The sequence below is a fragment of the Inquilinus sp. YAF38 genome, from assembly GCF_052113205.1.
Classification (GTDB): Bacteria; Pseudomonadota; Alphaproteobacteria; order DSM-16000; family Inquilinaceae; genus Inquilinus.
This window is the reverse complement of record NZ_JBFRCU010000200.1, coordinates 1-1,934: the sequence shown is the minus strand read 5'-3', so window position 1 is coordinate 1,934 and position 1,934 is coordinate 1. Positions and strand designations below refer to the sequence as shown.

Here is a 1,934-nt window from a genome sequence, read left to right as displayed (position 1 = left end):
CCGTAGATGTCGAGCCGCCGGGCCCGCGCGATCGCCTCGATCGCCTGGCGCAGCGGCTGCGGGTCGAGCTGGTTGCGGACGGCGGTCACCGCCTCGATCACGCTGTCCAGCACCCGGTCGGCCAACTGGGCGACATCGTCCGGCGGCGCGCCCGCCTGCGGCCGCCGTTCCAGATAAGGGCTGGCGACGGCCAGGTTCTGCGCCAGCCTTACCTTGAAGTCGCGCACATTCTCGCAGCCCAAAGCGCGGCAGAAGCGGGTGACTGAGGGCTCGCTGACCCGGGCGCGCCGCGCCAGCTCGGCGATGCTGGCGCGGGTGGCGAAGCCGGGATCGGCCAGCACCGCCTCCGCCACCCGCTGCTCGGACGGCCGCAGCGAGGCCTCCATCCGCCGCAGGCGCGAGACGATGTCGACCACATAGGCCATCAGAGGGGCTCGCGGAGGTGGGAAGGGCTGGCCTTGCAGGGATGGAGCCGGAGAAGGCTGCGACAGTCTCTGGATTGCCGGGTCAAGCCCGGCAATGACAGATGAGGGAACCCTTCAACCAAACCCAAAGCTGTCATGCCCGGGCTTGACCCGGGCATCCAGGAGCTATCGCCAGAAGTGCTCTGGCCTAGGTGAGATCCTCGTACAGATCCCGCCACTCTGGATTCTCCTGCTCGATCAGAGCGATCTTCCAGCGGCGCGGCCAATGCTTGAGGGTTTTCTCGCGCTGGATCGCTTTCTCGACCCGGTCGAAGGCCTCGACATGGACGAGCATCTTCGCCGCATAGCGCTTGGTGAAGCCGTCCACTTCGCCCGTCCGATGCTGATACACTCGGCGGGCCAGATCGCCGGTCACGCCGACGTAGAGCGTCCCGTTCCGCCAACTGGCCATGATGTAGACGTAGTACGTCCGCACGGGGCTGTAGCTCCCCCATACCGTCCCCGATCCTATTATTGTCATTGCCGGGCTTGACCCGGCAATCCAGAGGGTCTCGACAGACTCTGGATGCCCGGGTCAAGCCCGGGCATGACAGGTTGGGAAGAGCGGGAAGGCGGTTCGTTCCCATCAGAAGAACGTCCGGATGGCGCCCGAGACGCGGTAGTCGTCCTCCACCACCATCATCACCTGCCATTTGTCGAAGGTGGTGCAGGGATGGGAGATGCCGCAGCAGACCAGGTCGCCGACCTGCGGGTCGAAGCCGTCCGGCAGCTTCAGATAGGCGTGCTGGTCGTTCATGGAGGTGAGCACGGCGCCGGCCGGCACCGGCTGCGAGACGGCGGCGCCGGCGGGGCGCCACAGGGTCGGGATCGGCAGCTCGATGTCGTAGGACACGTCGCGCTTGCCCATGGTCAGCAGGGCCAGCCCGGGCTCCGGCCGCGACTGYACCATCGACCAGACCTCCAGCGCCGGCTCCAGGTCGCCGTGGCGGCGCCAATCGGCCGGGATGCGGCGGACGACATGCTGGAACAGCCGGGTGTACTGGCCGGAATCATGGGTCAGGTAGCAGCCGCTGCGCACCACCACCTGGGTCGGGCGCGACAGCCGGACCTCGGCCAGCCTGCGGGCGACGATGTCGTAATAGGCCGAGCCGCCGGCGCTCAGCAGCACCGGCATGCCGGCAGGCAGGTTGGCGGCGAACAGCCCGGCGCGGTCGATCTCCGCCGCCAGCGCCGCCAGCCGGTCGAGGAAGCCGGTCACGGCGATCTCGTCCGCCGCCGCGTCCTTGGTGACGACCAGCCCCTCATAGCCCTCGACGCCGCGCAGGGCGAGACCAGGAGCGTCGGCGGCGGCGCGGGCGACCTCCAGCGCCTCGGCGGCGGTGCGGCAGCCGGTGCGGCCGCCGGCCATGCCGAGCTCGACCAGCAGGCCCAGCKGGCGCTGCGGCGGGGTCGTCCGGGCGGCCTCGGCCAGCCGGCGCACCCCGACGACGGAATCGACCAGGCAGAACG

2 protein-coding genes and 1 pseudogene are annotated in these 1,934 nt (G+C 69.5%); all 3 read right to left on the bottom strand.

The genetic code is table 11. The features are described from left to right. On the bottom strand, positions 1 to 425 hold a 425-nt coding region (locus tag AB4Z01_RS36215), incomplete at its 3' end, for a MurR/RpiR family transcriptional regulator (protein ID WP_441701687.1). A 187-nt stretch (positions 426 to 612) separates the two neighbouring features. Continuing rightward, positions 613 to 900 carry a GIY-YIG nuclease family protein gene (locus AB4Z01_RS36210; RefSeq protein ID WP_441701685.1) on the bottom strand — a complete coding sequence of 96 codons (288 nt, stop codon included), beginning with the start codon at positions 898 to 900 and terminating at the stop codon, positions 613 to 615. A gap of 150 nt (positions 901 to 1,050) precedes the next feature. Next, positions 1,051 to 1,934 (bottom strand): annotated as a pseudogene (locus AB4Z01_RS36205) (amino acid deaminase); the annotation flags it as partial.